19 protein-coding genes are annotated in these 25,965 nt (G+C 65.1%); 9 read left to right on the forward strand and 10 right to left on the reverse strand.

Annotated features, from left to right (window positions below; genetic code table 11):
* Window positions 1-330 precede the first annotated feature (330 nt).
* Window positions 331-2,502 carry an EAL domain-containing protein gene (locus AAFG50_RS03985; RefSeq protein WP_028175927.1) on the forward strand — a complete coding sequence of 724 codons (2,172 nt, stop codon included), beginning with the start codon at window positions 331-333 and terminating at the stop codon, window positions 2,500-2,502.
* Window positions 2,503-2,752: 250 nt separating this feature from the next.
* Here AAFG50_RS03985 and AAFG50_RS03990 read toward each other — a convergent pair whose 3' ends face one another.
* Both AAFG50_RS03990 and AAFG50_RS03995 read right to left on the reverse strand, forming a co-directional pair.
* A complete protein-coding gene (locus tag AAFG50_RS03990) occupies window positions 2,753-3,904 on the reverse strand; it encodes an acyl-CoA dehydrogenase family protein (protein ID WP_028175926.1) in 1,152 nt (383 codons plus the stop codon).
* 140 nt (window positions 3,905-4,044) lie between these two features.
* Window positions 4,045-4,314, reverse strand: a complete 270-nt coding sequence (locus AAFG50_RS03995) for a hypothetical protein (RefSeq protein WP_131234246.1) — start codon at window positions 4,312-4,314, stop codon at window positions 4,045-4,047.
* Between the two features lie 169 nt (window positions 4,315-4,483).
* Here AAFG50_RS03995 and AAFG50_RS04000 point away from each other — a divergent pair, with 169 nt between their 5' ends.
* The 3 genes from AAFG50_RS04000 to AAFG50_RS04010 all read left to right on the forward strand — a co-directional run bounded on the left by AAFG50_RS04000 (window position 4,484) and on the right by AAFG50_RS04010 (window position 7,252).
* A complete protein-coding gene (locus AAFG50_RS04000) occupies window positions 4,484-5,173 on the forward strand; it encodes an aspartate/glutamate racemase family protein (protein ID WP_028175924.1) in 690 nt (229 codons plus the stop codon).
* Between the two features lie 221 nt (window positions 5,174-5,394).
* Window positions 5,395-6,648 (forward strand): serine hydrolase, encoded by a 1,254-nt coding sequence (locus tag AAFG50_RS04005; protein WP_028175923.1) that lies wholly within the window; start codon window positions 5,395-5,397, stop codon window positions 6,646-6,648.
* 187 nt (window positions 6,649-6,835) lie between these two features.
* Window positions 6,836-7,252: an SRPBCC family protein gene (locus tag AAFG50_RS04010; protein ID WP_028175922.1), complete on the forward strand. Its 417-nt coding sequence runs from the start codon at window positions 6,836-6,838 to the stop codon at window positions 7,250-7,252.
* Window positions 7,253-7,589: 337 nt separating this feature from the next.
* On the opposite strand, the gene AAFG50_RS04015 is transcribed toward AAFG50_RS04010, so the two are convergent.
* Entirely contained in the window at window positions 7,590-9,452 is a 1,863-nt protein-coding gene (locus AAFG50_RS04015) for a caspase family protein (RefSeq protein ID WP_028175921.1), read from the reverse strand.
* 330 nt (window positions 9,453-9,782) lie between these two features.
* Window positions 9,783-11,594: a translation elongation factor 4 gene (gene lepA / locus AAFG50_RS04020; RefSeq protein WP_028175920.1), complete on the reverse strand. Its 1,812-nt coding sequence runs from the start codon at window positions 11,592-11,594 to the stop codon at window positions 9,783-9,785.
* 114 nt (window positions 11,595-11,708) lie between these two features.
* Here lepA and AAFG50_RS04025 point away from each other — a divergent pair, with 114 nt between their 5' ends.
* On the forward strand, window positions 11,709-13,334 hold the full coding sequence (locus AAFG50_RS04025; RefSeq protein ID WP_028175919.1) for a glycosyltransferase family 39 protein: 1,626 nt from the start codon (window positions 11,709-11,711) through the stop codon (window positions 13,332-13,334).
* 128 nt (window positions 13,335-13,462) lie between these two features.
* Here AAFG50_RS04025 and AAFG50_RS04030 read toward each other — a convergent pair whose 3' ends face one another.
* From AAFG50_RS04030 to AAFG50_RS04050, 5 genes are all read right to left on the reverse strand, one after another.
* Window positions 13,463-13,780: an HPr family phosphocarrier protein gene (locus AAFG50_RS04030; protein WP_011090869.1), complete on the reverse strand. Its 318-nt coding sequence runs from the start codon at window positions 13,778-13,780 to the stop codon at window positions 13,463-13,465.
* Entirely contained in the window at window positions 13,777-14,178 is a 402-nt protein-coding gene (locus tag AAFG50_RS04035) for a PTS sugar transporter subunit IIA (RefSeq protein WP_011090868.1), read from the reverse strand. Before AAFG50_RS04035 ends, AAFG50_RS04030 begins: the two co-directional genes overlap by 4 nt.
* A gap of 133 nt (window positions 14,179-14,311) precedes the next feature.
* The gene (locus AAFG50_RS04040; protein ID WP_011090867.1) at window positions 14,312-14,836 is read right to left on the reverse strand and encodes an HPr kinase/phosphatase C-terminal domain-containing protein; all 525 of its coding nucleotides are present in this window, start codon (window positions 14,834-14,836) and stop codon (window positions 14,312-14,314) included.
* Window positions 14,833-16,638 carry a sensor histidine kinase gene (locus AAFG50_RS04045; protein ID WP_028175918.1) on the reverse strand — a complete coding sequence of 602 codons (1,806 nt, stop codon included), beginning with the start codon at window positions 16,636-16,638 and terminating at the stop codon, window positions 14,833-14,835. The genes AAFG50_RS04040 and AAFG50_RS04045 overlap by 4 nt, the downstream gene beginning before the upstream one ends.
* 117 nt (window positions 16,639-16,755) lie before the next feature.
* Window positions 16,756-17,457, reverse strand: coding sequence for a response regulator transcription factor (locus AAFG50_RS04050; RefSeq protein WP_008542552.1), 702 nt, complete (start codon window positions 17,455-17,457; stop codon window positions 16,756-16,758).
* Between the two features lie 241 nt (window positions 17,458-17,698).
* Here AAFG50_RS04050 and AAFG50_RS04055 point away from each other — a divergent pair, with 241 nt between their 5' ends.
* The 4 genes from AAFG50_RS04055 to ltrA all read left to right on the forward strand — a co-directional run bounded on the left by AAFG50_RS04055 (window position 17,699) and on the right by ltrA (window position 24,857).
* Window positions 17,699-18,448: a DUF2470 domain-containing protein gene (locus tag AAFG50_RS04055; protein ID WP_028175917.1), complete on the forward strand. Its 750-nt coding sequence runs from the start codon at window positions 17,699-17,701 to the stop codon at window positions 18,446-18,448.
* A gap of 64 nt (window positions 18,449-18,512) precedes the next feature.
* Complete coding sequence (locus tag AAFG50_RS04060; protein WP_028175916.1) at window positions 18,513-21,107, forward strand: tetratricopeptide repeat protein; 2,595 nt, start codon at window positions 18,513-18,515, stop codon at window positions 21,105-21,107.
* A gap of 284 nt (window positions 21,108-21,391) precedes the next feature.
* Entirely contained in the window at window positions 21,392-23,008 is a 1,617-nt protein-coding gene (locus tag AAFG50_RS04065) for a phosphoenolpyruvate carboxykinase (protein ID WP_011090863.1), read from the forward strand.
* 472 nt (window positions 23,009-23,480) lie between these two features.
* The gene (gene ltrA, locus AAFG50_RS04070) at window positions 23,481-24,857 is read left to right on the forward strand and encodes a group II intron reverse transcriptase/maturase (RefSeq protein WP_028144467.1); all 1,377 of its coding nucleotides are present in this window, start codon (window positions 23,481-23,483) and stop codon (window positions 24,855-24,857) included.
* 196 nt (window positions 24,858-25,053) lie between these two features.
* Here the strand turns inward: ltrA and AAFG50_RS04075 are convergent, their stop codons facing one another.
* Window positions 25,054-25,869, reverse strand: coding sequence for a thioesterase family protein (locus AAFG50_RS04075; protein WP_011090862.1), 816 nt, complete (start codon window positions 25,867-25,869; stop codon window positions 25,054-25,056).
* Between the last annotated feature and the right edge of the window lie 96 nt (window positions 25,870-25,965).

Here is a 25,965-nt window from a genome sequence, read left to right on the forward strand (position 1 = left end):
CATTGACCAAAATTCGTGCGCGGCGTGCGGAATAACCGCGGTCGGCATGCAATCGCGCGCGATTTCGGAAATGATTCAAGCGCGCGCGCAATTTTGCGCCAACGCGCCGTCCGATTACGACGGCGAAACGGGCTTGCTGCGCCCGCCGAGGCTTTCACGCCTCGCAAACAGGCACGGCTGCGGATGCATGCGAACCGCGGGGCCGGCGAAGATTACTTTTTTTTCAGACACTTGCCCCAAGACTGCCTCAAGACTTGCGGCCGCAGGGCGCGACTGGGACATGTGAAGTTGAGTTTGGGGTCTCGAAAACCAGGAAAGCGAAAGCGCAACGTGCGTGCTGCGGCCGGCGAGCGGCCGCGCAAGCCGCGTTTCGCGCGCGCCTCGCATCGGCCCGCCAGGCACGACGAACTCGTGCAGAGCCGCGCGGAAGCCGAAGCGGCCATCATCGAGGCGCGCAAATCGCACGAACGGCTGCGCCAGGCCGTCGACCTGCTGCCGCAGGGCATCGTGATTCTTGACCCCGAAGGCCGCTACGTTCTCTGGAACAAGCAGTACTCCGAGATCTACAGCAAGACCGCCGATCTGTTCGCGGAGGGCGCGCGCCTCGAAGACACGCTGCGCGTCGGCGTCGCCCGCGGCGACTATCCGGAAGCCGCAGGCCACGAGGAAGAGTGGATAGCCCGGCGGCTGGAGAAGCTCTATCAGCCGGGCGCACGTCACGAGCAGACGCTGTCGGACGGCCGTGTCATCCTGATCGAGGAGCGCCGCACCGACGACGGCGGCGTCGTCGGCCTGCGCGTCGACATCACCGAGTTGAAGCAGCGCGAGGCCTCGTTCCGCCTGCTGTTCGACGGCAATCCCGTCCCCATGATCGTCTGCGCGCTCGACGACGAGCGCATCCTCGGCGTCAACGACGCCGCGGTCGCCCATTACGGCTATAGCCGCACCGAGTTCGAGAAGCTGAAGATCCGGTCCTTGCAGGCCTTCGACAGCGAGCCGCCCTGGACCACCGACCGCTCCAGCGACGAGCAGGCCGCGCGCACCTGGAAGCACGTCAAGGCCGACGGCGCGCTGATCGACCTTGCGATCTATTCGCGCGAATTGACCTATGCCGAGCGGCCCGCGGTGCTGCTCGCGCTGATGGACATCACGGAGCGCAAGCGCGCCGAGGCGCGGCTGGCCTTCATGGCCCAGCATGACGGGCTCACCGGCCTGCCGAACCGCAACCTGCTGCGCCAGCAGGTCGACGAGATGCTGCTGCACACGCGCCGCAGTTCCGAGAAGGTCGCGGTGCTGATGCTGGGGCTGGACAATTTCAAGGCGGTCAACGAGACGCTCGGACACGCCGTCGGCGACAAGCTCTTGCGCGGTGTCGCCAAGCGGCTGCGCTCCACCTTGCGCGAAGAGGACGCGCTGGCGCGGCTCAATTCGGACGAGTTCGCGATCGTGCAGAGCGGGCTGACCCGTCCCGAGGACGCGGTGATGCTGGCCAAGCGCCTGCTGGAGGCCATCGCCGATCCCTATCTGCTCGACGGCCATTCCGTGGTGATCGGCGCCTCCATCGGCATCGCGATGGCGCCGGCCGACGGCGACGATTCCGAAAAGCTGCTCAAGAGCGCCGACATGGCGCTGTCGCGCGCCAAGCTGGACGCGCGCGGCACCTTCGCCTTCTTCGAGGCGGCGCTGCATGCGAAAGCGCAGAGCCGGCGCAAGATCGAGGTCGAGCTGCGCGACGCGATCCAGAACGACCTGTTGCGGCCGTACTACCAGCCGCTGATCGACCTCTCGAGCGGCCGCATCACCGGCTTCGAGGCGCTGGTGCGCTGGCCGCATGCCGAGCGCGGCATGGTCTCGCCGGCGGAGTTCATCCCCGTCGCCGAGGAAACCGGCCTGATCAATCCGCTCGGCGGCTTGATGCTGCGCCGCGCCTGCCTCGACGCCGCGACCTGGCCCGACGACGTCCGCGTCGCCGTCAATCTGTCGCCGCTCCAGTTCCGCAGCGGCAACCTGCTCTCGATGGTGACGGACGCGCTGAAACATTCCGGCCTGCCGCCGCGGCGGCTGGAGCTCGAGATCACCGAGACGCTGCTGCTGGAGAAGAGCGCCCAGGTGCTGGCGACGCTGCATGCGCTGCGCGCGCTCGGGGTACGCATCTCGATGGACGATTTCGGCACCGGCTATTCCAGCCTCAGCTATCTGCGCAGCTTCCCCTTCGACAAGATCAAGATCGACCAGTCCTTCGTGCGCGATCTCGGGGCCAACCGCGAGGCCCAGGCGATCATCCGCTCCATCGTCAGCCTCGGCAAAGGTCTTGGCGTCACCATCACCGCCGAAGGCGTCGAGACCGAGGCCGAGCTGAGCTGCCTCCGGGCCGAAGGCTGCGACGAAGGCCAGGGTTTTCTGTTCAGCAAGGCCCGCCCCAATATCGAGATCATCAGCCTGCTCGCCGCCCAGCGCGGCATCGATGCCGCCGACGAGGAAGACGCCGCGATGGTGGCGTGATCGTCATGCTCCTCCGGCCATTCTTCGCAGCTCACCGTGAATTCCCAATGTAAGGGACGCGCTACTCTCTCGGTTAACCTCTCCCGCTTGCGGGAGAGGTCGCGCCGAAGGCGCGGGTGAGGATTCTCTCCTCTTGGGGGTTCTCGATTCTGGAGCCACCCTCTCCCCAACCCTCTCAGCGCGAGCGAAGCTCGTCGCGACCCCGCAAGCGGGGGAGGGAGCGCACCCGCCTTGCGGCTATCACTCCGCCTCACTCGCTCGCCAAAAGTGCCTTCCCCACATCCTCGTAATGCGTGTCGCGCGCCTGGATCTGCTGCGCGATGGCGTGCATGTCGCGGAACCGCCGTTCGAACGGATTGCTGCGGAACACGGCCGTGGCGCCGGCCATGTGGTAGGCGGCGTCCACCACCTTGGCCGACTGATGAATGGTCCAGGTCGCGGCGAGGCGAACCGCGCTGCGATGCGCCGCGCTGAATTCGCCGGTCGCTGACAGGTCGCGCCACATCGCGTTTGCGGTCGCATAGAGATAGGCGCGCGCGGCGCGAAGGTCGCCCTCAGTGCGGCCGATCAGGCCCTGGACCGACTGGTTGTCGCGCATGGCGCTTGCCGCCAGCGACTGGTGCTTGCCGCGCGCCAGTGCGATCGCTGCATCCAGCGTGGCGCGCGCGACGCCGAGCGACACCGCGGCAAAGCCGAGGCTGAAGGTCGAGCCGGTGCCGATCCTGTAGAGCGGTCCCTTCTCGCGCAGCGCCGACGGCACGTCACGGAACGCGGTGAAGCGCTCGGGGATGAATAGGTCGCTCACCTCATAGGAATCCGTGCCGGTGCCGGCGAGCCCGATCGCCTGCCACACGTCGTGCAGCACGGCGCTCTCTGCCGGAAACAGGATGGTGCGCACCTCCGGCGAGCCGTCGGCATTCTTGCGCGACACGCCGTCCGCGCTGGCGATGCGGACATGCGCCCCCAGCCAGTTCGCCTGCCGCGAGCCCGAGGCAAAATCCCAGCGCGCGGTGACGCGATAGCCGCCCTCGACCGCGCGCGCCTCATGGGCGATCGCACCCCAGGCGAGGATGCCCGGCTGTGTGTTGAAGATCTCGTGCGCGGTGTCGCGGTCGAGCGAGGCCGCGATCATCGCGCAGACGCAGCACTGGCCGAGACACCAGGCCGTGGAGGCGTCCGCCTTCGCGATTTCCTCCAGCATCTGCATGAAGGCTTCGATCGGAGCTTCCGTGCCACCAAGGCTCTGCGGCAGCAGCGCGCGATAGAGCCCGTTCTCGACCAGCGCTGAAACGACGGCCGGCGTCAGCCTCCGCGTCCGCTCGATCTCGTCGGCCTCGCCCGCGATCAGCGGTGCGATGGCGCGGGCACGTTCGACCAGACCAACCCCGGGAGTTGCGTTCATGTCAGCGTTTCCTCGCCCATTCTGCCGTGAGCGGTAAGGTGCGCGATGGTGGTCTATTTGATGGGGAGGATCAAGATTGCCCGCGCTCGTTCGCCCCAGGGCGAGGTCGGTTGTGGTCCCGGAACGCCATCGCCCGACGCTCAGCCGTTCGGCAGCCACCACCCGAAGATCGCGACGACGAGGCACGCCAAAAGGCAGATGGCCTGATGGCCCATTTCCATCCAGTACTGGACCGGCGCGGTGTCCCTCTGGAAAACCTGCCGCGACCAGTCCAGCAGCCAGTCCACGAGATCGGGACTGAAGGCCCTGATTTGCCTCTCGGTATAGCCGTCGCGCAGCATGCGGCTGCAATCGACGCACAGATAGATCGCGACGATTCGGGCGACGATCTCACACAGGAAAAACCGCATGCAGGCATCCGCTTCATCCGTATCGCGCATCCATCGGCGAGAAACGGCGGCTATTGCAGTGGCACGACCTTGTTTGGTGTAGCCGGACTTGCGGCTGGTTCAATCGCGTCATGGCGAGCTTCCGCGTCTTCGTCTACGATCCATCGAGCGAGTTTTGGGAGACGCCGGGATGCGAACCATTGGCCTGATCGGAGGCATGAGCTGGGAGAGCACCGCGCTCTATTACAAGCTGATCAACGAGCGTGTCCGCGACCGCATGGGCAAGCTGCACTCGGCCCCGTTGCTGATGTATTCCTACGATTTTCAGGAGATCAAGGAGATGCAGTACGCCGGCCGCTGGCAGGAGGCCGCAAGCAGCCTCGCCGAGGTCGCGCTGCGCCTGGAAAGCGCCGGCGCGCGGGCGATCGTATTGTGCACCAACACGATGCACAAGCTGGCGCCCGAGATCGTGGCGAAGCTGACCATTCCCTTCATCCATATCGGCGACTCAACGGCACAGCGCATCCGGTCCAAAGGATACCGGCGCGTCGGGTTGCTCGGCACGAAGTTCACGATGGAGGAAGACTTCTACATCGACCGGCTGCGCGCGCATGATCTCGACGTCCTCGTTCCTCCCGCCGAGGCGCGGGCCGACGTCAACCGCATCATCTACGACGAGCTGTGCCTTGGAAACGTTGCCGCCCCCTCGCGTTGCCGCTATCGGGAGGTGATGGCGGCGCTGGTCGCCCGTGGTGCCGAGTGCATCATCCTCGGCTGCACCGAGATCACGATGCTGGTCGGGCAGGGCGACACGACAGTCGAGACCTTCGACACGACGGCGATCCACGCCGAGACAGCGGCTGATTTCGCGATCGGATGATGGATGTCTCGGTGGCGCGAGAGGTCTGTCATCTGCAGCGCGGAATTCGGTCGATGTCGGCGATGGCCACATGCTGACACCGTCTACCCGTAATGATAGCATTCCTCTTATTGGCGCCTTGCGGGGTTGTTCTCATAAGAGCACCCGCCAGAGCGTGTGAGGAGGCAGGTGCAATGAATTGGGGAGCTCTCAGCAAGCCCCGCGGTTGCCGGGGGCTTTTCTTGCCTGTCATTCTCGCCTCCGCGCTCTGGGCGCCCCTGGCCTGCGCGCAGGACGTCCGAAGCTCTCCCGGCGAGGCGGGACCGGTCTTTTCGGAGAGCGGCCCCGATGCCGAGCTCTACGGCGCGGCGTCCGGCTATCCGGTCGGCACGCGGGGGACCACCACCCAGCTCGACAAGCTCGTCGGCGTCTACAGCCATTTCGGCGAGATCTATCCTTCGCGCCCGATCGGTCGGGCGACGGCGCCCTGGCAGTTCAAGCGCGCGCCGGAGCCATCGATCGCCTACAGTTTCGGTACGGAACGGCTGAGCATCGCAGATTACCTCAAACGCAACCCGGTGACGGGACTCCTGATCGCCAGGGACGACACAATCCTGTACGAGCACTATCAATATGCGCGGACCGACCACGACCGCTTTCTCTCGCAGTCCATGGCCAAGACGCTGGTGGGCATGCTGGTCGGGATCGCGGTCTCGGAGGGACGGATCAAGTCGATCGACGACCCCGTCTCGACCTACGTCTCCGGCCTTGCGGGAACGGAATATGGAAACACCTCCATCCGCGCCCTGCTGAACATGTCCTCGGGCGTTGAATTTTCCGAGGTCTATGACGGGCAAGATGACATAGCCCGGCTTGGGCGAGCCCTGTTCGTTGAAGAGCCGAAGGATCCCGCCGCCGTCGTCGCACAATTCAATACAAGAACCGCACCGCCGGGGACCCGATGGCACTATGCCAGTGTGGAAACCGAGATCTTGGGCCTGGTCCTGCGCTCCGCGACGGGCACGCCGGTTGCCGACTATCTCCACGACCGGATCTGGGATGCCATCGGCACCGAAGCGGATGCCTCATGGGCGATCGACGGCAGCGGGCAGGAGATTGCCTTTTGCTGCTTCAACGCAACCTTGCGCGACTATGCGCGCCTCGCCCGGTTGCTCGCGCATGACGGCGCCTGGGAAGGTCGTCAGTTGATTCCCCGGCAATGGCTCCTGGATGCCACGACCGTCAGGCCAGGCGACGGTCATCTCGCTCCGCGCGTGGCCACGCCCTATTTCGGCTACGGCTATCAGGTGTGGCTCCTGCCCGGCGAGCAGCGCAGATTTGCCCTGCTCGGCATCCGCGGTCAGGTCATCCTGGTCGATCCGGCCTCGAAGCTCGTCATGGTGCACACCGCCGTTCGCCAGAAGCCGTCCGAACCGGGAGCCCTCAGGGAGCCGCTTGCGTTGTGGTCCGCCGTGCTTCAACAGCTCGGGCAATGATCTGACAGCGCCTTGGACCTCATGACCGCGCATTTGCTCGCCCTTCAGTGTGACGGGTTTGCTTTTTCTGGACATTCACGACACGACCATGTCGGCACGGACCAGTCTCGATCGTCCTTGGATGGACCTCGCACACGTCAGTGATGCCGTCACCTCGACCGTCAAAATCGAACCAGGAGCAATGTTCATGAGGATCACCGTCGAAACCACCGTGGCAGCCCCCATCGATCAGGTCTGGCGTGCCTATACGACGCCTGACGACATCGTGAAGTGGAACGCGGCGTCCGACGACTGGCATACGACCAAGGCGACGGTCGACCTGCGAGAAGGCGGCATCTTCTCGTCTCGCATGGAGGCCAAGGACGGCAGCATGGGCTTTGACTTCGCCGGCACCTACACCAAGATCGTCGAACACAAGCTGATCGAATATGCGTTCGGCGATCGCAAGGCCGAGGTTGAGTTCGTGCCGGGCTCGAATGGCATTGTCGTCCGCGTTGTCTTCGATAGCGAGCCGACCCACTCGGTCGAGCAGCAGCAGGGCGGCTGGCAGGCGATCCTCGACAACTTCGCGCGATACGTCGAAGCGAAGCAGAAGACGTCGTGAAGCCGCGCGGGGGCACGAGATGGAGGTCCCTGACGGGCGTCGTCGGCTTTCCGGGCGGAGCACCTGACAGGAACTGAACAGTCGGGGAATAGCCGGCTTGGGGGCAACCGCGTCGGTTTACCCCTCAGCCGGCGACCTCCGGCTTGCGCCGGGCTCCGGACAAGCCGCTGCGTTGCGCTCGCCGGCGCGATGGCCAAGAGCCGACGAGGCGCTGTGTCACCGCTTTAGGAAAGGCGGACACTGGCTTTCCGTACGCCCGATCATCGAGAGTCGGAACGAAGCGCTCGCTATCCAGCGGAGAAATCTCTTTCATCGCCGCAAATCTATCCCCGTCGCCTCAATTGCAGACTTCCCGGGTCCCTTCAGCGACCGTCACGCCCTGCCCGGACCTTGCATAGCCGAGCTTGCATCCCGGACGTACTGGGCGGCATCCCGCCGCATTGCAAACCATCTGGCCGGTGCTCTGCGGCTTGGTCGGTGCCGATTCAACCTGCTTGCGCTGCTCGTCTCGGCCCTTTGCATCCTCCCGCGCGGCCGCGGGTTTCCTCTCCGGGATCTTCTCGCATTCGTTGTCGTCATTGACGCGGGAGCCGGCACGGCATGTGATCTTGACGCAGGCATCGCCGTCGGCCCTGAAGCCATGGTCGCACACCAGCGGGCAGACCCGGCCCGGCTTCGCCTTGATGGCGTCCAGCGCGTCGAAGCTGGCGAGCTTGGCGTCGAGTTTCGTTCCTGCATACTTGTTGAACAGCGTCAGCGAGCGCTGCGACGTCGCATTCCAGTCACCGTCAGCCGACGCAGTCAGGCACCCGACCCGGCGCAATTCCGACTGCACCGATTTCGCGACCTCCTGGGGTGACATGGCAGGCTGCGCCGACGGCGGCGCGAGCGCCGCGACCTTCTGTTCGCCACCCGCGCCTTCCGGCTTCTCGGCAGCCTTTTTCGCCGCCAGCTCTGCGGCGGCTTTCTCGGCAGCGGCTTTGTCGGCGGCCTGTTTGTCCGCAAGAGCCTTCTCGGCAGCGGCTTTGTCGGCGAGCGCTTTGGCTGCTGCGGCCTCGGCCTCTTTCCTGCGCTGCTCGGCCGCGGCGGCCTTGGCCTCTTCGACCTGCTTGGCCTTCTCAGCCGCAATCCGCGCATCTTCGGCGGCCTTGGCGGCTGCCGCCGCCCTATCTTGCTCCGCCTTCCTGGCCCGCTCCGCCGCAAGCCGCGCTTTCTCGTCTTCGGCCTGCCGCGCCTTATCGGCGGCGGCGGCGCGCGTCTCCTCTGCTGCGATTCGGTTCAATTGCCCCTTGGCCAGGCTGGCGTAGAACCCGTCGGCATACTTCGCGAGGAAAGCCGTCCAAACCTCTCTCGTGCCGATCTGCAGCGCGAGCTCATAATCCCGACGGACGGCGTCATCGGGACTCGCCTGAGGCCCGGATGCGGCTGCCGGCTTGGCCTGGACCAGGGGGACGTCGTCACCGCCCAGCGAGCCATAGACATACGGCTCCTGCTTGTAGCCGGTGTTCTTGAGGACATCGTCGCGCACGAAGCCGAAGGCCTTGCGCAGGTCGAGTCCCGGTGTGGGCAGACGCTCGACGAGCGCGGCCGCGAACGGGCTGTTCTTCGAGTCGCCATCGGAGGCGGTCGAGCCCGCCTTCGCGGCGTAGGCGATCATGGTGTTCGAACTGGTCGGCTCGACCTTGGCAAGACCACGTCCGATAGCGCGGGCGGCAACCGTGCGCTTCATTGTCTTGGCAAAGGGATTGTCGCGGCAGGCGTCGAGAATGACGAGGCGGAGCTGTTTGGCCGGTTCGATGGCAAACAACACTCGGTCGAGCGGAAACGCCTCGTCGAACACGTCGTTGTCCGTCTCCAGGGCAGCATCGGTCGGGATCAGATAGTTGTTGCCGTCCAACTCGATCCCGTGGCCGGCGTAATAGATGACGGCGACTTCCGCCTCGCGAGCCTTGCCTGCAAACTCGCGAAGCGCCTTGCGCATATCGACCACGGTGAGGTCGAGCTTGATGTCGACGCTGTCGAATCCGGCCTTCTTGAACATGCCACCGACCAGAGCGGCATCATTCACCGGGTTCGCAAGCCTCGGCACGCTCTTGTAGGCCGAATTGCCAATAACGAGCGCGACGCGGCGCTCGGCGTGCGCCGAACCGCAGGTTAGCCAGACGACGAATAGCAATGAAAACCAGCGAAATGCGCCCATCACAGCCCCGAACATCACGTGCGCAGCGTATGCAGAGCCTGTCGAAAGGCAAGTCTTGGATCTGTGATGTTAGTCACTCAGGCCTTCGGCATGTTGCCTCCGGTGCCTCCTGAGGGGCGCCCGCGTCGCACCCGCTGCCATGATGCCATCATGCCCCTGTTTTGCCCGACGGGTCAAATCGATTTCGTAAAATCGAAAATTCGAAAAAGCGCAATGCCGACAAGGGGCCGGCTACTGTGCATGGGGTTGTTTTCGCGTTTTTTGTTTTCCGGCCACGGATGGCCGGGCCTGACCAGTCTCGTTACGTCAGAACTGGTCCGGGCAGCAGCCTCAGCTATCCACCTTCAGCGCGGCGATGAAGGCTTCCTGCGGGATGTCGACCTTGCCGAACTGCCGCATCTTCTTCTTGCCTTCCTTCTGCTTCTCCAGAAGCTTGCGCTTGCGCGTGATGTCGCCGCCGTAGCACTTCGCGGTGACGTCCTTGCGCAGCGCGCGGACGGTCTCGCGGGCGATCACCTTGCCGCCGATCGCCGCCTGGATCGGGATCTGGAACATGTGCGGCGGGATCAACTCCTTCATCTTCTCGACCATGGCGCGGCCGCGCCCCTCGGCGCGGGTGCGGTGGACCAGCATCGAGAGTGCGTCGACCGGCTCGGCATTGACCAGGATCTGCATCTTGACGAGGTCGGCCGGCTTGTAGTCGGTGAGATGATAGTCGAACGAGGCGTAGCCCTTGGAGACCGATTTGAGGCGATCGTAGAAGTCGAACACCACTTCGTTGAGCGGCAGATCGTATTTCACCATCGCGCGGGCGCCGACATAGGTCAGCTCCTTCTGCGCGCCGCGGCGGTCCTGGCACAGCTTCAGCACGCTGCCGAGATATTCGTCCGGGGTGAGGATCGTCGCCTCGATCCAGGGCTCCTGGATCTCCTCGATCTTGACCACGTCGGGCATGTCGACGGGATTGTGGATCTCGAGCTCGGTGCCGTCGGTCAGCTTCATCTTGTAGATGACGCTCGGCGCGGTCGCGATCAGGTTGAGATCGAATTCGCGCGACAGCCGCTCCTGGATGATCTCGAGGTGCAGCAGGCCGAGGAAGCCGCAGCGGAAGCCGAAGCCGAGCGCCGCGGAGGTCTCCATCTCGAAGGAGAAGCTGGCGTCGTTGAGGCGCAGCTTGCCCATCGCGGCGCGCAGCGTCTCGAAATCGTCGGCGTCGACCGGGAACAGGCCGCAGAACACCACCGGGATCGCCGGCTTGAAGCCCGGCAGCATTTCCGTGACCGGCTTCCTGTCGTCGGTGATGGTGTCGCCGACGCGGGTGTCGGCGACTTCCTTGATCGCGGCGGTGATGAAGCCGATCTCGCCGGGGCCGAGCTCGTCGACCTGCGTCATCTTCGGCGTGAAGAAGCCGACGCGCTCGACGTCGTAGGCAGCGCCCGTGCCCATCATGCGCACGCGGCTACCCTTCTTCATGACGCCGTCGACGACGCGGATCAGAACGACGACGCCGAGATAGACGTCGTACCAGCTGTCGACCAGCAGCGCCTTCAAGGTCGCATCGCGGTCGCCCTTCGGCGGCGGCAGGCGGGTGACGATGGCTTCCAGCACGTCGGGCACGCCGAGGCCGGTCTTGGCCGAGATCATCACCGCGTCCGAGGCGTCGATGCCGATGACGTCCTCGATCTGCTGCTTGACCTTCTCGGGCTCGGCGGCCGGCAGGTCGACCTTGTTCAGGACCGGAACGATCTCGTGATTGTTGTCGAGCGCCTGGTAGACGTTGGCGAGCGTCTGCGCTTCGACGCCCTGGCTGGCGTCGACCACCAGCAGGGAACCCTCGCAGGCCGCCAGCGACCGCGAGACTTCGTAGGCGAAGTCGACATGGCCGGGCGTGTCCATCAGGTTGAAGATGTAGTCCTTGCCGTCCTTGGCGCGGTAGGCGAGCCGGACCGTCTGCGCCTTGATGGTGATGCCGCGCTCGCGCTCGATATCCATGGAATCGAGCACCTGCTCCTTGCCCGCCATTTCGCGGTCGGTGAGGCCGCCGGTCATCTGGATCAGGCGGTCGGCCAGCGTCGATTTGCCATGGTCGATATGGGCGACGATGGAGAAATTGCGGATGTTGGAAATGGGGACGGTCGTCATGGGCGCGGGATACCACTCACATCCCCGTGCGGCAACCATATTGCTGTATTTTCAGGGCCTTTCTTCACGCCAAGCTGATTCCACGACGGGCCAAAACGCGCTACGCAACGGCTGATGTCGACGACCTCAATCCCATCTGCCCGAGCCCGCGCGAAGACCCGGGTGAGTTTCAACCGCTTCCGGGCCTGGCTGGTTGCCAGCGCGGTCCGGCCGGAGGCCCGCCTGTGGCTGGTGATCCAGCTCGCGATCCTGCATGCGGTGCTCTGGACCTTCATCCTGATCAATCTCAAGGCAGCGCAGGACGTTCACATGGACGTCGCGGAAGCCTGGGGCTGGGGCCAGAAATTCCTGTGGGGCTACGGCAAGCACCCGCCGTTGTCGGGCTGGGTCGCCGGCCTCTGGTTCAAGGTGTTCCCGGCGGCGGACTGGGCGACCTATGCGCTGGCAATGGCGATCGTCGGCATCGGCATGGTGATCTGCTGGTTGCTGAGCTTGCGCGTCGTGGATGCACGGCGTGCGTTCCTGGTCGTGGTGATGGTCGCGCTCTACCCGATCTTCAATTTCAAGGGCTTCAAGTACAACCCGGACCTGCTCCAGCTCGTCACGCTGCCGCTGCTGGTGCTCGCCTATCTCAACGCCTTCGAGAAGCGGAGCTGGCAGTCCGGGATCTGGTTCGGGCTCGCCGGCGCGCTGGCGCTGATGACCAAGTACTGGGTGCTGACCATGATCGGCGCCATCGGCCTTGCCGCGCTGATCCACCCCGACCGCTTGAAATTCCTGCTGTCGCCGGCGCCGTGGGTGGCGATCGCGACGATGGTGGTGGCGATGATCCCGCACATCGTCTGGCTGGCGGAGGTGCATTTCGTGCCGCTGACCTATGCCGGCGACACCTACAGCCTCGAGGACAGCCGTCTCGTGCATCAGCTCGTGGCCGGCTATGCCCTGCATAATGTCGCGCTGCTGGCGCTGCCGGTGGTGCTGGCCGCGCTCGCCATGGCGTGGGTGCCGCCGTGGCGCAAGCTGCTGCTGCGTACGCCCTCGCGCATTATCACCCGCGCCTGGGCGCGCGGCGCCAATCCGGGTGTCAATGTCTCGCAGGCGCGGAATGTCTGGATCATCCAGATCATCGTCGCGGTCGGCCCGCCGCTCGGCGCACTGGTTTTCAGCATCTACATGAAGACCGATTGGGGCATCTCGCTGTTCTTCCTGGTGCCCTTGGCGCTGGTCGCGATCCCCGCGCTGCGGGTGCAGAGCGCGACCCTGTTCAACATCGTCGCGATCTGGCTCGTGCTCAGCGTTGCGACGCTTGCCGCCTCGCCCTGGATCGCCGCGCGCGAGATGGCGGCCAATGCCGGCAACGCGGCGATCTATGGCGCGCGCTCGGAGCTCGCGCGCGAATTGACCCAGGCCTGGCACACCCGCTTCGGTTCGCGCTGGGCCGTCGTTGCCGGCACGATGGAACAGATCCAGCCGCTGGTGTTCTACAGCCCGGACCATCCGTCCGCATTGCTGCCGTTAGAGGCCTGGGATTCCGGGCTGACCTCGCGCGATGACGTCAAGACCTACGGCTTCATCGGCGTGTTCGATCCGACCGACGGCCGTCTGCCGGCGTTCGAGAAATGGGTGTCGGAGACTGCGCCGAACGCCGAGCGCATCGTGATGACGACGCGCCGCTTCACCCATGGCAAGGCCGGCCCGTCGATGAGCTGGAACATCTACATCGCGCCGCCCGCGAAGTGACCGAAGGTGCCGTAGGGTGGGCAAAGCGAAGCGTGCCCACCACTTCTGTCGCGATTGTCGAGAGATGGTGGGCACGGCGCGTCGCGCCTTTGCCCACCCTACGGCGCTGAGCGCATGGCGGGAGGGCGCTAAATCCCTTCCTCGTTGAACTTGCTTTCAACGAGCTCCGTGATCGCCGCGAGCGCGGCATCGGCATCCGCACCGGCCGCAGCGACCGTGATCGTCGTGCCGGGTCCCGCAGCGAGCATCATCAGACCCATGATCGAGGTGCCGCCGACGGTCTCGCCGCCGCGCGTCACCCACACTTGCGCGTTGAAGCGCTCGACCGCCTGGACGAATTTCGCCGAGGCGCGGGCGTGCAGGCCGCGCTTGTTGATGATGAGGAGCTCCTTGGAGATCGCGCCCGCGGGCACGCCCGACCCGGCTTGCGGCGCGTCGTCGCTCATTTGCCGGCGAGCACGCGGCTGGCGATGGTGACGTATTTGCGACCCGCTTCCTGGGCCATCGCGATCGCGTCGGGCAGCGCGCGTTCCTCACGCACCTTGGCGAGCTTCACCAGCATCGGAAGGTTGATGCCCGCGAGCACCTCGACCTTCGGCCGGCTCATACAGGATATTGCCAGGTTGGATGGCGTGCCGCCGAACATGTCGGTGAGGATCGCAACGCCGTCGCCGGAATCGACGCGGTTAACCGCCTCGATGATGTCGCTTCGGCACAGATCGGAATCATCTTCAGCGCCGATCGTAATCGCTTCGATTTGCTTTTGTGGGCCCATGACATGTTCAAGCGCTGCCTTGAATTCGTCGGCAAGGCGCCCGTGGGTCACAAGTACTAGACCAATCATCGGAAAACTCCTCGCGGGCGCTTTTGGTGCACCGCACGAACGCGCCACTTTGACCATCCAGAGCCCCTGCGCAAGAGGGGATGTTGCGTATCTCCCTGAACTTAGACGGATGGATGAGGGGAGCTGCGCCGGTCTATTCGGTCGCGATAGTGGGGTTCATATGGTTACCATTTCCCTTCAAACAATCGCCTGAGGGATTAACGGAAGATGAACTCTTGGTAGTGGTCAAGGCCGCAACAACCAGTGGGAGGGGCGAATAATCGCGGCTAACAGGGATTCGCGGTATTTCGACACCTAAAATGCTTGTTTTCAGGGATTCGGCCGGCGGCAGGCGTTCCGCGTCCGCGGCGGCCAGATCGACCACGAGGCCGACGGTCGCATGCTCCACGAAGTCGCAGCGGCGGATTCCGAGGCCCCGGATCTCGATCAGGCCGGCAAGCGGCGGCGCGGGGCGGACTTCAATTTCGTCGCCGACTGTCGCCAGATGGACACGGTCATCACCGACCAGAACGGCCCTTTCGACCACGCCGGCGCGCCCCGCCATGATCAAATCGAAGGCAAGGCGCGACTTGCCGGAGCCCGACGGTCCGCGGATCAGCACTGCCAGATTCCCGACCTTGACCGCGGAGGCGTGCACGCTGGGCCCGCCGTCGCTCATAGCGCGGGCAGCCTCACCACGAAGCGCGCGCCGGCAACCGTCGGCGCGCCGTCCTCGTCCGCGGGGCCGGGGCGGTTCTCCGCCCAGATGCGCCCGCCATGCGCGTCGACGATCTGCTTGGAGATCGAGAGCCCGAGGCCGGAGTTCTGGCCAAAGCCCTGATGCGGACGGTCGGTGTAGAAGCGCTCGAAGATGCGCTCCAGCGCGTCATCGCGGATGCCGGGGCCGTCGTCGTCGACAACGATCTCGATTTCACCGCGCACGCGGCGGCAGGTGAGGCGCACCTTGCTGCCGGCCTCCGAGAAGGATTGCGCGTTGGAGAGCAGGTTCGAGACCACCTGCCCGAGCCGTGAATCGTGGCCGGTCACGGCGAACGTGTCGGTCGGCCCGCGCCCCTCGAAGCGCGCCTCGACCGCGACGTCGTGGCCGAGCTTGGTTTCGTTGGCGACCGAGACCAGCGTACCGAGCAGGCGGCGCAGATCGACCGGAATCGCGTCCTGCCGCTGCAATTCGGCATCGAGCCGGCTGGCGTCGGAGATATCAGAGATCAGGCGGTCGAGCCGCTTGACGTCGTGCTCGATCACCTCGAGCAGGCGGGCGCGGCTGTTCTCGTTGCGCGCCAGCGGCAGCGTCTCGACCGCGGAGCGCAGCGAGGTCAGCGGGTTCTTCAATTCGTGCGCGACGTCGGCGGCGAACATCTCGATCGCCTCGATGCGGCTGTAGAGCGCGTTGGTCATGTCGCGCAGCGCGCCGGACAGATGGCCGATCTCGTCGCGGCGGCGGGTGAAGTCGGGAATCTCGACGCGGGTCTTGATGCGGCGGCGGACGCGCTCGGCGCTGTCCGCGAGCCGGCGCACGGGACCTGCGATCGTGCTGGCCAGCAGCAGCGACAGCATGATCATGACCGCGGCGGCGACGCCGCCGACTTTCAGGATGGCGAGACGCTCTGCGGTGACCATCTGGTCGATGTCGTCGCCCTGGGTGGACAACATCAGCGCGCCGTGGATGGCGCGCGAGCGCAGCACGGGGACCGCGACCGAGACGATCACCTCGCCGCGCGCATTGACCCGAACCATCGAGCGCTTCTGGCCCTGGAGTGCGTCGCCCACTTCAGCATAGCCATTGCCGTTCTCGGGCCCGAGCTCGCGATAGAGCGGCAGGTCGCCGCGGTTCAGCCAGGTGCGCACCGCGACCATGCCGCGCTCGACCACGCCGGGCTTCTCGGCGGACAGCGGCGGCAGGGGGAAGCGCAGCACGTTCTCGAGGTTGCGGCTGTCGAGCAGCAGGCTGCCGTTGGGATCGTAGATGCGGGCGCGCGTCTTGGTCGGCGAGATCAGCGTGCGCAGCACCGGCGCAACGCGCTCCGGATTGATCGGAAAATCCAGCGGCGAATAGTCGTCCGAGCCGCCATAGGTCTCGCCCGGCTTGAGGTCGAGCAGCCGGTCGGGGTCGATCGTGATGGCGTTGGTCTGCACCGTCGCGGAGGCCGCGATCGCACCGGCGATGATCTCGGCCTGCACCAGCAGGCTCTGCGCGCGCGCGTCGATCAGGCCGGCGCGGAATTGCGACAGATAGAGGATGCTCGCCACCAGCGCGACGAGGCCGGCGAGGTTGAGCGAGACGATGCGGCGGGTCAGGCTCGAGAAGGACAGCGCGAAGAAGAATTGCCCGGCGCGCTTGAGCCAGTTCAGCGGCCGCCAGCCTTGCGCAGCCGGCTTGTCCTCGGCGACGTGCACTGGAACGCCGTCGGATGCGATATCCTCGGCGCTCTGGTTCGGGTCAGGCTGCGTTCGGTCCAGCAATGCTTACGCCCGCGTTAGGACAGCTCGTGCGACGGTCCCCGCATTCTAGAGTCATCCCGGTTCCGATGGAACCAGAACCGGCAATGCTCCGGACATTCGCGAAGGTGCCCTGCCGCCTCAGGCTTCCTTGAAACGATAGCCGACGCCGTACAGCGTCTCGATCATCTCGAACTCGTTGTCGACCACCTTGAACTTCTTGCGCAGCCGCTTGATGTGGCTGTCGATGGTGCGGTCGTCGACATAGACCTGGTCATCGTAGGCGGCGTCCATCAGCGCGTTGCGGCTCTTCACCACGCCGGGCCGGGTCGCGAGCGCCTGCAGGATCAGGAATTCGGTGACGGTCAACGTCACCGGTTCGTTCTTCCAGGTGCAGGTATGGCGTTCCGGATCCATGCGCAAAAGACCGCGGTCGAGCGCCTTGGCGTCGTTCTCCTTCGGCGCTACGGTCGGGTCCTTCGGCGCCGAGCGGCGCAACACTGCCTTGACGCGCTCGACCAGCAGCCGCTGCGAGAACGGTTTGCGAATGAAATCGTCGGCGCCCATCTTGAGGCCGAACAGCTCGTCGATCTCTTCGTCCTTGGAGGTCAGGAAGATCACCGGCAGGTCGGACTTCTGCCGCAGGCGGCGCAGCGTCTCCATGCCGTCCATGCGCGGCATCTTGATGTCGAGGATGGCGAGGTCGGGTTGGGTGGTGCGGAAACCGTCAAGCGCGGAAGCGCCGTCGGTGTAGGTCATGATGCGGTAGCCTTCGGCTTCCAGCGCGATCGAGACGGATGTGAGAATGTTGCGGTCGTCGTCGACCAAAGCGATTGTGGGCATGAGCCTCTGCTTTCTGCTTTCCGTTTGGGTCGTGGCTTGAAACGGCGAGCAATCCAGTGATGCGCCGCATACATGGGTCCCGAACTTGGCGTTCGAACTTTGTCACCGAGCAATGCAAGCTGGGCTGAAGTGTGACCAAGTTCCACGAAACACGGCAGATTCGCCGCATCCCGACCCATAACCAGACCCCCGTTTAGCCGAAAAAAGACCCCCCTTGCAACCACCTGAGCCGAGAAAGCCCATGCAACCGACCCCCGATTTCGACCCCGGAAAGCTCGCCAAGTCGCTGCTCAGGCGGTCGCGGCAGGGCGCTCTCGCAACGTTGATGGTGGGCAGCGGCGATCCCTATTGTTCCCTGGTCAATCTGGCGAGCCACCCGGATGGCTCGCCGATCCTGCTGATCTCCGCATTGGCCGTGCACACCAGGAACATCCTGGCAGATGGCCGGGTCTCCTTGATGCTGGATGAGCGCGCCGCCGGCGATCCCCTGGAGGGCGCCCGGATCATGTTGTCCGGCCTGGCGGAGCCGGCCGGCGCCGAGAAGGATCTTCTCGAACGGCGGTACCTGAATGCGCACCCGTCGGCGGAAGCCTTTGTTTCGTTTAAGGACTTCTCGTTCTTCAGGATCCGGCCCACGGGAACCCATCTGGTGGCCGGCTTCGGCCGGATCGTCGACCTCAAGCCGGAGCAGTTCCTGACCGATCTCAGCGGCGCCGAGGACCTGATGGCGGCGGAGAAGGGGGCCGTGGAGCACATGAATGCCGACCACCGCGACGCCATGGGCCTTTACGCGACCAAACTGCTCGGCGCCGCCGCCGGCGACTGGCGCTGCACCGGCTGTGACCCTGAGGGCCTCGACATGCAGGACGGCCAGACCGCGCTGCGGCTGGACTTCCCGGAGCGGGTGACCAGCGGCACGGCGCTGCGCAAGATGCTGGTCCGCCTCGCCGGCGAAGCGCGCGCGAAGACGGACGAGCCGCGCCAAAATTGAACGCCGTTGCCGATCGCTGCGACCCAACACCGTGAGCGGTTCGGGATTGGCAGCGAGAGGGTTCATGACGCATCGTCGTTTGGCGTTGGCCGCGGGTCTGGCGCTCGCGATCACCACGTCGCTTGCCACTCCCGGTCTTGCCCAGAAGGCCGATCTCGCCGCACAGGGCGCGCGGATCAACGCGCTCAACCAGGCCGGCAAATACGCGGAGGCGCTGCCCCTGGCGCAGGCCATGGTGGCGAGCCTGGAGAAGGGCAACGACGGCCGCGAACTCTCCGCCGCGCTCAACAATCTCGGCCAGGTCTATGCCGGCCAGGGCCGCGACGACCTCGCCGAGCCGATCTACAAGCGCGCGATCGCGCTGATGGAAAAGTCGCTCGGCCTCGACACCGCCTTGATCGCGCCCGAGCTGAACAATCTCGCCGCGCTGTATCAGCGGCAGGGCCGCTTCACTGAAGCCGAGCCGCTGTTCAAGCGTGCGCTGGCCATTCGCGAAAAGGCGCTGTCGCGCGAGCATCCCGATGTCGGCCAGGCCCTCAACAATCTCGCCACGCTCTACGTGAAGCAGGAGCATTTTGCGGACGCCGAGCCGCTGTTCCAGCGAGCGCTCGCGATCTACCAGAAGGCCGCCGGACCCGAGCATCCCGCGGTCGCCACGGTTCTGAACAACATCGGTCAGGTCGATCGCGACCTCAACCGCGATGCGGATGCCGAGGCGCCGATCAAGCGCTCGCTCGCGATCCGCGAAAAGGTGCTGGGTCCGGATCATCCCGACGTCGCGCGTTCGCTGAACAATCTCGCCGGGCTCTACGAGCACCAGCAGCGTTATGCCGATGCCGAGCCGCTCTACCGGCGCGCCCTTGCGATCCGCGAGCGCGCGCTTGGGCCGGATCATCCTGACGTCGTGACCTCGACCAGCAATCTCGCTTATTTCCTTTATGTCTCCGGGCGCACTGCCGATGCCTTGCCGCTGGCGGAAAGGACGCTTCGCAGCGGCCGCGCGCAGCTGCGTGTGGTGCTGCCGATCCTGTTTTCCGCGCGGCAGCAGCATCTCCTCTCCGACGACAAGGCCCTCGACGAAGCGCTGGCCGCGATCCAGCGCGGCACGCAATCGTCCGCCGCCTCCGCCGTGAACAAGCTCGCCGTGCGGCTTGCGGCCGGCAGCGACCGGCTCGCCGAGCTCGTGCGCAAGGAGCAGGATCTCGCGGCCGAGGCCGAGGCGCTCGACAAGGCGATCATCACGGCGGTGTCCAAGCAAGCCGCGCAACGCGACGTCGCGGCCGAGCAGCGCAGCCGCGCGCGGATCGCGGCGATCGCGAGCGAGCGCGCCGGCTTGCAGAAGACGCTTGCCGTCGAGTTTCCCGACTATGCCTCGCTGTCCAATCCGCTGCCGCTCGGCGTGAAGGACATCCAGCCGTTGCTGTCGGCCGACGAGGCGATGACGATCTATTCCGTCGTGGACAAGCAGGGCTATGTCATCGCGATCACGCGCGAGGGCGTCGACTGGAAGGAGATTCCGCTTGGCGCGGACGCGCTGGCGCAGAAAGTGTCGGCGTTCCGCAAAGGGCTCGACGTCGGCAAGGCACACGATGCGTCCGGCAAATCCGGCCTGTTCGACCTCGCGCTCGCCAATGAGCTCTATGTCGCGCTGCTCGGCCCGGTCGAAGCGCTGACGAAAGACAAGCGCAGCCTGCTGGTGGTGCCCTCGGCCGCACTGACCGCACTGCCGTTTCATCTGCTCGTCACCGAGAAGCCGCAAGCTGCGATCCCGGACAAGCTCGAAGGCTATCGCAACGCCGCCTGGCTGTTGCGGCGTCAGGCCGTCTCGGTGCTGCCGTCGGTGATCAGCCTGAAATCGCTGCGGGCCTTTGCGCGCAAGGATCAGGGCGTCAAGCCAATGACCGGCTTTGGCGATCCCGTGTTCAACCCTGCAGCCGAAGGGCCGGCCGATCGTCGCGCCGCAAGCGGCAAGGTCGCCGCGCGCAGCATCGCGACGATTGCCTATACCGACTTCTGGCGCGGCGCCGGCGTCGATCGTGCGCGGCTTGCGCAAGCGCTGCCGCAGCTGCCTGACACTGCCGACGAACTGAACGCGGTGGCCAGGGATGTCGGCGCAGGCGATGTCGATATCCATCTCGGCCGCGATGCCAGCGAAACGACGCTCAAGCGTGCAGCGCTTGCTCAATACAGCATCATCTACTTTGCCACCCACGGACTCGTTGCGGGCGACGTCAAGGGACTGGGCGAGCCTTCGCTTGCGCTCTCCATTCCCGATCAGCCCTCCGAGCTCGACGACGGTCTTCTCACCGCGAGCGAAGTCGCCCAGCTCAAGCTCAACGCGGATTGGGTTGTGCTGTCGGCCTGCAACACTATCGCGGGCGACAAGCCCGGCGCAGAGGCCCTGTCGGGATTGGCGCGCTCGTTCTTCTATGCCGGTGCCCGCGCGCTCCTGGTCTCGCATTGGGCAGTGGATTCGGAAGCTGCCACCCGCTTGACCACGTCGACATTCGCTCTGCTCAAAAACGAACCAGGAATCGGTCGTGCCCAAGCATTGCGCCGCGCCATGTTGACGTATCTCGACGACGCCTCGTCGCCGCGCAACGCCTATCCTGCGATGTGGGGACCGTTCGCACTGATCGGCGAGGGAGACGTACGATAGACCGCCCAGGGAATTGTGCGTCGCAATAACCCCCGATAACGTCGAAACGCGCATTTGGTTGCGCGATCATTCGTGATTTTTTGATGCACCTGCTCAGAGCAGACATGCGCGACGTTTGGCGCGGTCCTTGAATAAACCAAATCCTGCGGGATCGGCTTGGCAACGCCAGCGTTCATCAGTATTAGGTCGCCCAACCTAGGCCGGATGGCCTATTATTCACGGTGACTGCGATGGCGCCAAAGCTTGGTCGCGCTATGTGTCGCGGGTTCTAGGAGGATTTTTTCGTGCAAGAGACGGGCGTGCGCAACGGTGCCTTCGGCGCCGACAAATTCGGCTTAAAGAATCTCAAACAGGTTCACTGGAACCTCGGCGCGCCGCAACTCTATCAATACTCGCTCTCCGCGGGCGAGGCGGTGCTGTCTGCCGACGGTGCGCTGTGCGCCGACACCGGCGAGTTCACGGGCCGCAGCCCCAAGGACAAGTTCACGGTGCGCGACGCCACCACCGACAAGAAGATGTGGTGGGCCGGCAACCAGTCGATCACCGCGGAGCAGTTCGAGACGCTCTATCAGGACTTCCTCAAGCACGCCGAAGGCAAGAGCCTGTTCGCGCAGGACCTCTACGGCGGCGCCGATCCGGCCTACCGGATCAAGACCCGCGTGTTCACTGAGCTCGCCTGGCATTCGCTGTTCATCCGCACGCTGCTGATCCGCCCCGAGGCGATCGAGCTGTCGACCTTCACGCCCGAGCTCACCATCATCGACATGCCGAGCTTCCGCGCCGATCCGAAGCGCCATGGCTGCAAGTCGGAGAACGTCGTCGCGATCGACTTCGCCCGCAAGATCGTGCTGATCGGCGGCTCCTACTATGCCGGCGAGATGAAGAAGTCGGTCTTCACCACGCTGAACTACTATCTGCCCGAGCGCGGCGTGATGCCGATGCACTGCTCGGCCAATGTCGGCGCCAAGGACGATGCCGCGATCTTCTTCGGCCTCTCCGGCACCGGCAAGACCACGCTGTCGGCCGACCCGAACCGCACCCTGATCGGTGACGACGAGCACGGCTGGGGCCCGAACGGCGTCTTCAATTTCGAAGGTGGCTGCTACGCCAAGTGCATCAAGCTTTCGCAGGAAGCCGAGCCGCAGATTTATGCCGCAAGCACGCGCTTCGGCGCGGTGCTCGAGAACTGCGTGCTCGACGAGGACACCCGCGTGGTGGACTTCGACGACGGCTCCAAGACCGAGAACACCCGGTCGGCCTATCCGCTCGACTTCATCCCGAACGCTTCGCGCACCGGCCGCGCGCCGCAGCCGAAGAACGTGGTGATGCTCGCCGCCGACGCCTTCGGCGTGCTGCCGCCGATCGCAAAGCTGTCGCCGGCGCAGGCGATGTATCACTTCCTCTCCGGCTACACCGCCAAGGTCGCGGGCACCGAGCGCGGTCTCGGCAACGAGCCGCAGCCGGAGTTCTCGACCTGCTTCGGCTCGCCCTTCCTGCCGCTCGATCCATCCGTCTACGGCAACATGCTGCGCGACCTGATCGCCCAGCACAATGTCGACTGCTGGCTGGTCAACACCGGCTGGACCGGCGGCAAGTATGGTACGGGCTCGCGCATGCCGATCAAGGTGACGCGCGCGCTGCTCACCGCGGCGCTCGACGGTTCGCTTCGCAACGTCGAATTCCGCACCGACAAATATTTCGGCTTCGCGGTTCCGACCGCGCTGCCGGGCGTGCCGAGCGAAATCCTCAACCCGGTCAACACCTGGAAGGACAAGGACGAGTTCGACAAGACCGCCCGCGCGCTGGTCGGCATGTTCCAGAAGAACTTTGCCAAGTTCGAAGCCCAGGTCGACGCCGAAGTGCGCGCAGCCGCGCCGGACGTGAAGCTCGCGGCGGAGTAAGGTCGCATCATTTGAGAATGCAAAAGGGCGGCCGCGAGGCCGCCCTTTTTGTTGTGTGCCGAGTATGAGCGACAGCTTGGAGGTGGAAGTCCTCTATCCAGCCTGATGGCGGCGAAGGATTAGCGAAGCGCAAGGGCGTCATCGTGAGGTGGGGTCTGAAGAAAGCGTGGAGCAAAGCCGCGGCCCGATGGACAAACACCGGATAACGAGGCCTACCCGGCCGGACGAGCGAGCAATTGATCGCGAAGTCCAAGGTCATCAAAGGTCGGGGTGGTAAATTCGGCGGGCGTGCGGTGAAGGCGGTCGGTCTTACCTCGGGAGGTCTGCGCTGTGTCTCGGCAACGAGACTGAGACCGTCGCAAGACGGCCTGACCGCAGCGCAGAAGTCAGCCGAGGGCGTAGTAGGCGGCAGCGCGCCGCTGAAGGCCTGAACGGTGGAAGTGGTCAGTAGAGCGGCGATCTCGTGCGAGCCATGCGGCAGAAGAATCAGGTCGAGCTGAACTTGAGCCCCGGAGCGGAGGGTGAAGCCCGAAGCGCCGGCGCCCGAGAGCCTGAAGCGCGTGCGGCGGAAGTCTGTCTCGAACGCCCGGCGGTCGCAGGACCGTCGATGGAAGACGTTGTCGAGAGTGAGAATCTGAAGGCAGCGTTGGCGCAAGTAAAGCGCAACAAGGGCGCGGCGGGCGTCGACGGGATGACCGTCGGCGAGCTGTCAGCCCACCTGAAGGAGCACTGGCCTGCGATCCGAGCCCAGTTGCTTGACGGCACCTACAAGCCACAGCCGGTGCGGCGGGTGGAGATACCGAAGGCGTCGGGCGGCCTGCGGCCGCTCGGCATTCCGACGGTGCTCGACCGCTTGATCCAGCAGGCGGTGATGCAGGTGCTGCAGGCGGATTGGGATAGGACGTTCGCCGAGACGAGCTTCGGCTTTCGGCCGGGGCGCTCGGCACATCGGGCGGTGGAACGGGCGCAGGCGTACATTGCGGCCGGCCACAGCATCGTGGTGGACATCGACCTGGAGAAGTTCTTTGACCGGGTCAACCACGACATCCTGATGGGACTGGTTGCCAAGCGGGTTGCTGACAAGCGCATCCTGAAGCTCATCCGCGCCTTCCTGAATGCGGGTGTGTTGGAAGGAGGGCTGGTCAGTCCGACGGAAGAGGGCACGCCGCAGGGCGGTCCGCTCTCGCCGCTGTTGTCGAACCTGATGCTGGATGTGCTGGACAAGGAACTGGAGAAGCGCGGCCACCGCTTCGTGCGTTACGCCGACGACTGCAACATCTACGTGCGCAGTCAGCGGGCGGGCGAACGGGTGCTGGCTGGCGTCGAGAGGTTCCTCGAAAAGCGCCTCAAGCTCAAGATCAACAAAGCGAAGAGCGCGGTTGCCAAACCGAGTGTTCGCAAGTTCCTGGGCTTCAGCTTCACCGGCGGGCAAGAACCGCGGCGGCGCATCGCGCCGCAGGCACTCGCCCGCTTCAAGGCGAAGGTTCGGGAGCTCACGCGACGCACGCGTGGTCGATGCCTCGTGCAGATCGCCAAAGAACTGTCGACCTACCTGATTGGGTGGCACGGCTACTTCGGCTTCTGTCAAACCCCGTCGGTGTTGCGCGTGCTTGACCAGTGGATCAGGCGACGGTTGCGCGCCGTTGCCTGGAAGCAATGGAAGTATGGACCCGCTCGCTTTGCCGAGTTGCGACGCCGCGGCGTCGGCCGGGATCTGGCGGCGCAAACCGCCGGCAGCCCACGTGGCCCTTGGCGGCTCGCGAACAGCCCCGCGCTCACCATTGCTCTGCCAAACGGCTTCTTTGCCTCACTCGGCTTGGCTTCCGTCGCGGCACGGCGACCCGCATAATCCGCTGAACCGCCGGATACGGACCCGTATGTCCGGTGGTGTGGGAGGGGCGGAGCCGCGAGGCTTCCCCCTATCCCGATTGTGGCGAGATATCTCCACCGTCATTGCGAGCGCAGCGAAGCAATCCAGAAATCCCTCCGCGGAGACAGTCTGGATTGCTTCGTCGCTACGCTCCTCGCAATGACGTGGAGGCAGCTCAAGCCTTGAAATACGCGATCTGCGTCGTCGTCGCGAGCAGCCTTCCGTTCGGCGACCACAGCTCGGCGTTCTGGTCGGCGTAGCTCTTGTGCATGATCTTCGAATCGGCCGTCGCCAGCACGCGCGCGATGTCCTCGGCTGCGAGCTCCTCGCTGTCGGTGTGAAAATAGGTCGTCAGCGACACCGTGCCGAACGGCACCAGCTCGCGCCGCGCGTGGAAGATGCGGCCGAAGAAGGCGTCCGACATCGACATCAGCGACAGCATGTCAAGCCTGCGCGGGGTGCGGTCGCTGATCCAGATTTTCGAATAGGTGCTGGCAAGCTCGGCCTGCGGCGGGCCGATCCGCATCTCGCCCTCGACGAAGCGGAATTCGTACTGGTTGGCCCAGGACGCCGAGATCTTCGGGAACGGCAGCGTTGCCTCGAACGCCGCGGCGTCCGGGACCGTCGCCACCCTGTGCTCCCAGGACGGCCGCCGCTCGGCGAACACCGCGGTTGCGAGCGTCGCGACCTCGCCGCCGCCCTGCGACAGTTCGACGCTCCAGTGCTGGCTGGAGCGGTTGGCCTTTACCAGCCGCACATCCAGGTCAAACGGGCCCTTGGCGATCGGGGCGCAGTAATTGACGGTGACGGCGAGTGGATCGCCGGCGCGCTGGGGATGCTCGATCAATGCGCGTAAAATGGTCGCGGCGGTGGCGCCGCCGAACGGACCGACAAAGGCCCAGTAATCGTCGCTGGTGTGTCCCTGCCAGCTGCTGTCACCGGCGGTGATGCGGGTGGCGTCGTCGAACGGGTGCGGGAGCTTGGCGTGCATGGGTGTTTCCGTCTGTCATTCCGGGGCGATGCGAAGCATCGAACCCGGAATCTCGAGATTCCGGGTTCGGCTCTGCGAGCCGCCCCGGAATGACGG

This window comes from Bradyrhizobium sp. B039, from assembly GCF_038965675.1.
GTDB classification, from domain to species: Bacteria; Pseudomonadota; Alphaproteobacteria; order Rhizobiales; family Xanthobacteraceae; genus Bradyrhizobium; species Bradyrhizobium diazoefficiens.